The organism is Arthrobacter sp. I3 (assembly GCF_000520575.1).
Taxonomy (GTDB): domain Bacteria; phylum Actinomycetota; class Actinomycetes; order Actinomycetales; family Micrococcaceae; genus Arthrobacter; species Arthrobacter humicola_A.
In genome coordinates this window covers 111,318-118,765 of record NZ_KI914945.1, presented here as the reverse complement: position 1 = coordinate 118,765, position 7,448 = coordinate 111,318, and the positions used below count along the sequence as shown (strand labels likewise).

Below are 7,448 nucleotides of genomic sequence, written 5' to 3'. Positions count from 1 at the left end.
GGGAGCAGCTCCAGCCGGCACTGGGCAAACCCCTGGCCGGAGTGGTGGCCATGCTCCGGACCTTCGCGGCCGGCACCCCCACCACGCTGATCGTCAACGGGGTGCGGCACCGGCTCTGGATCCTGTACATCGGCCGCGGCCGCTATTACCCCCGCGACCACGCGCCGCTGGTGCGCCCGGTACTCGCGGACGGCGTCCTGGATCTGCGGATGATCACCGCCGATGAGCCGTTCGCCCGCTTGCGGCTGCTCTGGGCCGTGGTCACGGGCACCGTGGCCACGTCGGGGATCACCCATCTGAGCGAAACGGACCGAATCACGGTGGAACCCGGGAACGGGCCCATGGTCCTCGCCGTCGACGGAGAGGTCATGCCCGGGGTGCGGCGGGTGGAATTCACGGTCCGCCCCGGCGCGCTGACCTACTATTCGCCCCTCGGCTGAACCCTGTCGCCCGACCCCGTCGTCCAAACCCCTGTCATCCTCCCGGACTACCCTGATTAGCCCCTGAATCATCCCTGAGACCGGCGAAATACGCAGCTTGCCTCGGTAGCGTGGTGTGCAGACGGGCCCGTGACTGCGGTGCCCCGGATCATCTCCCGCTACGCAAAGGAACGCTTCCATGATCGAAGCACGAGGCCTGACCAAGGTTTACGGCGACAAGACCGCCGTCGCCGGCGTCAACTTCACCGTCGAAGCCGGCCGGGTCACCGGCTTCCTGGGTCCGAACGGGGCCGGAAAATCCACCACGATGCGCATGATCATGGGGCTGGACCGGCCGACGTCGGGCTCGGTGACCGTCAACGGGTCCCCGCTGACCGGGCACGCCGCACCGCTGCGCGACGTCGGCGCCCTGCTCGATGCCAAGGCAGTCCACACGAGCCGCTCCGCCTACAACCACCTGCTGGCCATGGCGGCGACCCACAGCATCCCGAAGAAACGGGTCCACGAAGTCATTGAGATGACCGGACTGGCCGAGGTGGCCAGGAAGAAGGTCGGCGGCTTCTCGCTCGGCATGGGCCAGCGGCTGGGCATCGCCGCCGCCCTCCTGGGCGACCCGCAGACCGTCATCCTGGACGAGCCCGTCAACGGCCTTGACCCGGAGGGCGTGGTGTGGGTCCGCAACCTGGTGAAGTATCTGGCCTCCGAGGGCCGCACGGTCTTCCTCTCCAGCCACCTCATGAGCGAGATGGACGTCACGGCGGACCACCTGATCGTGATCGGCCGCGGGAGGATCATTGCGGACGCCCCGATCCAGGAGATCATCACCGGCAAGGGCCAGGGCCGGACGCGGGTCCGCACCGACCAGCCGGACCGGCTCATGCAGCTGCTGGCCGGGACCGGGGTCTCGGTGGAGGTCCAGGAGCGCGAACTCCTCGAAGTCACAGGCCTGGACCCGCGCCAGATCGCCACTGCGGCGCTGGAGAACCACGTCATGATCTACGAACTCACCCCGCTGCAGGCCAGCCTCGAGGAGGCCTACATGGAACTGACCAAGGATGAGGTCGAATACCACTCGCTGATCACCACGGGCGCCGTTCCCGTCGAAGCCGGAGGCAACTAAGCCATGAGCTCCACAACCGTTGAATCCACGCCCTCGCGCCGCGGCGCCGACGCACAGCGGTCCGGAAACGGCAGCAGTTCCGGTCCCGGCCCCAGCTTCCTGCGGGTCCTCAACTCCGAATTCATCAAGTTCCGCACCCTGCTCTCCACTCTGATCCTGCTTGGCTCCACAGTGGTGGTCATGGTGGGGTTCGGGGCGCTTTCGGCCTGGGGGACGGGCCAGTTCTCCGAGGCCGCGGCCCGGGACCCGGAGGTCGGCGCCAGGCTCGCGGCCCAGGGCGGCGACATCGCCGTCAGCGTGCCCACCTCCGGCATCGCGTTCGCCCAGCTGATCCTGGGCTCCCTCGGCGTGCTGCTGATGAGCTCCGAGTTCACCACGGGCATGGCCCGGTCCACGTTCGCGGCGGTGCCCAAACGCATCCCCGCCTTCGCGGCCAAGCTCGTGGTGGTGGTGGTGACCTCCTTCGTCGTCACCGCCGCATCCACCCTGGCCGCCGGATTCGTATCCGTGCCGATCCTGGACAACTACGGCCTGGGCCTGGACCTGGGCAGCCCGCAGTCGGTCAAGCTGCTCCTTGTCAACAGCATTTACGTGGCGGCGGTCGCGGCCATCGGCATGGCGCTGGGCACACTGATCCGCAACTCGGCGGGCGGCATCATGAGCCTGGTGGGCCTGTTCTTCGTGGCACCCATCGCCTTCCAGCTCATTCCGGGCGACTTCTTCGTGGAAGCCCGCAAGTACCTGCCCGGCAACACCGTCGATCCGCTGACCGCGGTGGAGCACCTCCCGGACACCCTCGAAGCCTGGCAGGCCGGCCTGGTGCTGGGCGCCTGGGTTGTCATCCCGGTGCTTCTGGCCGCCGTCCTGCTCAAGAGGCGGGACGTCTAGGCCGGCGCCACGGGCCCCAGAGTCTAGGCTCAGAGCATGATCGATGCGGTATCTGTCAGGGACGCGCCGGCCGGACCGGCCGACGCGTCCCTTGCTGAACTCACGGCCCGCCGCCGCGGCCGGCTCCGGCGCTACCTGCTGGCCAATCCGCGGGTCATGGACGTCCTTGTGGTGCTCTGCTACCTGGTCCTGGTCACGCCCACGGCGGTCGAATCGGTCATCCACGGCGACTGGCCGGTGGCCGTGTTGCTCGCCGCGGCCGCGCCGGTCCTGCTCTTCCGGCGGGCGTATCCGGTGCGGATGGCGGCTGTTGTGGGGGCCCTGGAACTGGCGGTCACCTTCCTGCATCCCTGGGGGTCCAATGTCTCCGCCGGGCTCTGGTTTTCGCTGTACGCCGTCGCCGTCGTCCGCACCCGGCGGTTCGCCCTAGCCGCCCTGGCCCTGACCACCGCCCCGCTGCTGCTCCTGTACTTCCTGCTGGCCGTCGGCCCGTTGGACGGCCGGCTCCCGGACATGGCCGTCCGCACACCGGAGAATTTCCAGCTGCTGACGGGCATCGCGGCGGGCATCGGCATCGCGCTCTCGAATGTGATCGCCACGGGGATCGGGATCTCGGTGCGGCAGCGGCGCGAGCACGAGCACGAGATCGCGGCCTGGGCCGCCCGGGCCCAGCAGCTGGGCTCGGTCACGGAACGGAACCGGATCGCGCGCGAAATGCACGACGTCGTGGCGCACTCGCTCACGGTCATGATCAGCCTGTCGGACGGCGCCGCCGTCGTGGTCAAGAAGGATCCGGAGCGCGCCGCCGGCGTCCTGGCCGAACTCTCCCGGACCGGACGCACCGCGCTGGCCGACATGCGGCGCGTCCTTGGCGTGCTGCGCGAGGACGCCGCCACGGGACATGCCCCGCGCGAGCCGCTGGTGGCCGGGGGCAGCCTGGCCAAACTGCTCGAGGGCTTCCGCACCGCGGGACTGCCCCTGCACTACACGCACACCGGCCCGTCCCTGCCCGACGATGCGGCGTTCCAGCTGACCGTCTACAGAATTGTGCAGGAGTCGCTGACCAACGTGCTGCGCTACGGGCGCGCCCTCAGCCGGGTGGAGGTCAGCATTGTCCGGAACGGCTCCCGCGTCACCATTGAAGTGCTCGACGACGGCAGGGGCACCGTTGACCCGGGGGCTCCCGGGACCGGCGCGCAGGCGAAGCCTGACGCACTGGACTCCTTCGGTACCGGGCATGGAATCGCCGGGATGCGGGAGCGGGCCAGGATCTACGCTGGCACCGTGTACGCCGGGCGCGCCGGTGACCGCGGCTGGCGCGTGCACGCGGAACTGAACTGCAACGGCGAGAATGCCATGGAATCAAGGGGGAACAATGTCCGACAACACGCCGGTACGCGTCCTGCTGGTGGATGACCAGCCGCTGCTTCGGATGGGTTTCCGCCTCATCCTGGAGGGTGAAGACGATTTGCGCATCGTGGGCGAGGCGTCCAACGGCGCCGAAGCGGTCCGCCACGTCCGGGAGCTCGCGCCCGACGTCGTCCTGATGGATGTGCGGATGCCGGTGCTGGACGGGATCGAGGCCACCCGGGCGATCGCCGCCTCGGGCTCCGATGCCAAAATCATCATCCTGACCACCTTTGACCTCGATGAATACGCCTTTGCAGCACTGCGGGCAGGGGCCTCTGCGTTCCTGCTCAAGGACGTGGCGCCGGCAGAACTGGTCAGCGCGGTGCGGGTGGTGGCCAGCGGCGACGCCGTGGTGGCACCCCGTGTTACGCAGCGGCTGCTGGAGACCTATGTCCGTGGTGCCGGCGGCATGGATCCTGCGGGGACAGGCGGCGCCGCCGGCCAGCACGCCGGGGCGGACGAGGGCGGCCAGCAGGCCGGCAGCCCCGCACGCCCGGCGCGGGATCCGTTGCTGGAGGACCTGACACCCCGCGAAAACGAGATGCTCGGGGCGATGGCGGAGGGACTCTCCAACGCCGAAATCGCGCACCGATACTTCCTGTCCGAGGCCACCGTCAAGACGCATGTGCGCCGGATCCTGACCAAGCTCCACCTCCGCGACCGCGTCCAGGCCGTGGTGTACGCATATGAGACCGGCCTCGTGGTGCCCAGCAACGCGGACTACTGACGGCCGCCGCCCGGCCGCCGCAAGGCAGGTTACCGGCAGGTAGTACCTGAAGCAGTGGTTTCAGGCACATTGCCGAATTGCCCGTGAGGCAACTTTGGTTGACTCCCTGGCCCTCGCGTTGGGTGATGGCCCGGTCTGACCCGCCGTCATTTGTGAGACTGCACAAGACGGACGGTCCGCCGCGCGGTCTAGTGTGAAACGACATTGTGGTCCGCCGCACAGCATGGATTCGATTCCGTGCCGGCAACGAGCGGGCCTGAACCCCCCACGAAGGACGGCGCTTCCATGCCCGCTGACCAGCAGCTTTCACAATCCCTGAAACCCAGGCATCTGTCCATGATTGCCATCGCCGGCGTGATCGGCGCCGGACTGTTTGTCGGTTCGGGTGCGGCGATCCAGCAGGCCGGCCCCGGCATCCTGGTTGCCTATGCCGCGGCGGGACTCGTCGTCATCCTCGTCATGCGGATGCTGGGCGAAATGGCCGCGGCCAACCCGGAAACCGGCTCATTTTCCACCTACGCGGACAAGGCCCTGGGCCGCTGGGCCGGGTTCAGCATCGGCTGGCTCTACGCATGGTTCTGGATCATTGTCCTCGGCATCGAGGCAACGGCTGGGGCAGCGATCATGCACCGCTGGGTCCCCGGCATTGACCAGTGGGTGTGGGCGCTTGCCCTGATGGTGCTGCTGACGCTGACCAACCTCGGGTCCGTTAAGTCGTTCGGCGAATTCGAGTTCTGGTTCGCTTCCATCAAGGTCGCGGCAATCGTGCTCTTCCTGCTCTTCGGCGTCGCCGCCATCCTGGGCCTCATCCCCGGCGTTCCGGCGCCCGGCCTGGACAACCTGATCGGCAACGGCGGGTTCATGCCCAACGGCCCCGGCGCCGTCCTGGCCGGCATCCTCGTGGTGGTGTTCTCGTTCTTCGGCGCAGAAATTGCCACCATCGCCGCCGGCGAATCCGAGAACCCGGTCGATGCGGTCAAGAAGGCCGTGAAGTCCACCGTCTGGCGCATCCTCGTGTTCTATATCGGCTCCATCGCCATTGTGGTCACCCTGCTGCCCTGGAACTCCGCTTCCGTCGCCAAGAGCCCCTACGTCGCCGTCATTGAGCTGTTCGGCATCCCCGGCGCCGGAACCATCATGGACATTGTGGTCCTGACCTCGGTGCTCTCCTGCCTGAACTCCGGGCTCTACACCGCCAGCCGCATGCTGTTCTCGCTGTCCCGCCGCGGCGACGCCCCCAAGTCGTGGATGCGGATTTCCAAGCGCGGCGTGCCCACTGCCGCGGTACTGGCCTCCACCGTGGTCGGCTTCGTCACCGTCGGACTGAACTACGTCGCCCCGGACACGGTCTTCCTGTTCCTGGTCAACACCTCCGGCGCCATCGCGCTGTTCGTGTGGCTCGTCATCGCGACCTCCCAGCTGATCCTGCGCCGCCGCATGGGCGCCGCCGCCAAGGACCTCCAGCTGAAAATGTGGCTCTTCCCGTACCTGACCTGGGTGTCGATCGTGAGCATCGTGGCCCTGCTGATCGGCATGGTGATCCTGGAATCCACACGGGAATCGCTGCTGCTCTCGCTGGCTCTCGCCGCCGTCGTCGTGGGGATCGGGGTCATCCGCTACCGCAGGAACGGTGCCAAGGCCGCTGTTCCCGCATCAGGTGCCGGCGAGGCTCCTGCCGGGGACGCCGCCCCGGTTGACGCCGAGCCTGGCGCTGAAGACGCCACCGTGGGCGCCCGCCCGGTGTCGTAGCCCCGGAAAGCCCCCGCGGCGGTCCCGCACCACCGGACATGCCCTCCCCCTGCGCCCACCACTGGACATAGCGCCATCATGTCCACTGCCCGGCGCGAGGGTAGGGCATATCCATGCGTGCCGGGGGGACATGCCCAGTCCACGGGCCGAGGGGAGGGCATGTGCCTGCGTGCCGGAGCACAGCCGCGTCACAGGAAGGGACTAGCCAGCCCATAGCGCTGCCGGGTTCGATGGGGTCATGACAAAAATGCCGCAGCCCCCGCACGAGCCGCACCCCAGCCACGACCGCGGCCTGGAATTCGATCTCTCCACCCTCGTCAGCCGCCGATCGCTGGGCATGTTCCTCGGCGCGGGAACGGCGGCAGCCCTTGCGGCCTGCAGCCCGGGCGGCACCAGCGGCACCAGTGGCAGTTCGACGTCGGCCGCGGGGACCCCGGCGGCAACAGCCGCTGCGCCCTCGGCCGCGGCGACGTCGGCCTCGGCCACTCCGACGCTGACCCGGGCGATCGCCGAGTGCGGGGTCGAAATCCCGCAGGAAACCGCCGGCCCCTACCCCGGTGACGGTTCCAACGGACCCAACGTCCTCGAGGCATCCGGCGTGGTCCGTCAGGACATCACACCCAGCTTCGGGACCTCCACCAGCACAGCCGAGGGCGTACCGCTGACCGTCACGCTGACCCTTCTCGACAACGCCAACGGCTGCACCCCGCTGGCCGGTGCCGCGGTGTACGCCTGGCACTGTGACCGCGAGGGCAAATACTCCATGTACGACTCCGGGCTTCAGAACGAGAACTACCTCCGCGGCGTCCAGGAGGCCGACGCGAACGGCCAGGTGACGTTCAAGACCATCTACCCCGGCGCCTACAACGGCCGCTGGCCGCATATCCACTTCGAAGTGTTCGAGTCCATGAACAATGCGACGGCGGCCGGCCAAGTCCTGGCGGTGTCACAGATCGCGCTGACCGAGGCCGCGTGCAAGGAGGTTTACGCGTCGGCCGGGTACGAATCCAGCGCGCAGAACTTCCCCCGCACCACGCTGAAGTCCGACAACGTCTTCGGCAACGACGGCGGCATCTACCAGCTGGCCACCATCACCGGCTCGGTGGCCGCGGGC

Annotated in this window: 6 protein-coding genes and 1 pseudogene; all 7 read left to right on the top strand. The window is 68.3% G+C overall.

Annotated elements, in window-relative coordinates:
- A pseudogene (locus tag Y706_RS26225) lies at positions 1-440 on the top strand (PA-phosphatase); the annotation flags it as partial.
- A 178-nt stretch (positions 441-618) separates the two neighbouring features.
- Positions 619-1,560 (top strand): ABC transporter ATP-binding protein, encoded by a 942-nt coding sequence (locus Y706_RS0117645; RefSeq protein WP_028277645.1) that lies wholly within the window; start codon positions 619-621, stop codon positions 1,558-1,560.
- A gap of 3 nt (positions 1,561-1,563) precedes the next feature.
- Positions 1,564-2,448, top strand: coding sequence for an ABC transporter permease (locus Y706_RS0117640; protein ID WP_028277644.1), 885 nt, complete (start codon positions 1,564-1,566; stop codon positions 2,446-2,448).
- A gap of 36 nt (positions 2,449-2,484) precedes the next feature.
- Positions 2,485-3,864: a sensor histidine kinase gene (locus Y706_RS26220; RefSeq protein ID WP_043436387.1), complete on the top strand. Its 1,380-nt coding sequence runs from the start codon at positions 2,485-2,487 to the stop codon at positions 3,862-3,864.
- Positions 3,824-4,585, top strand: a complete 762-nt coding sequence (locus tag Y706_RS0117630) for a response regulator (protein ID WP_028277643.1) — start codon at positions 3,824-3,826, stop codon at positions 4,583-4,585. The genes Y706_RS26220 and Y706_RS0117630 overlap by 41 nt, the downstream gene beginning before the upstream one ends.
- Before the next feature lie 285 nt (positions 4,586-4,870).
- Positions 4,871-6,334, top strand: coding sequence for an amino acid permease (locus tag Y706_RS0117625; protein WP_028277642.1), 1,464 nt, complete (start codon positions 4,871-4,873; stop codon positions 6,332-6,334).
- A 238-nt stretch (positions 6,335-6,572) separates the two neighbouring features.
- The coding region (locus Y706_RS0117620) for an intradiol ring-cleavage dioxygenase (RefSeq protein ID WP_028277641.1) at positions 6,573-7,448 on the top strand (876 nt) is incomplete at its 3' end.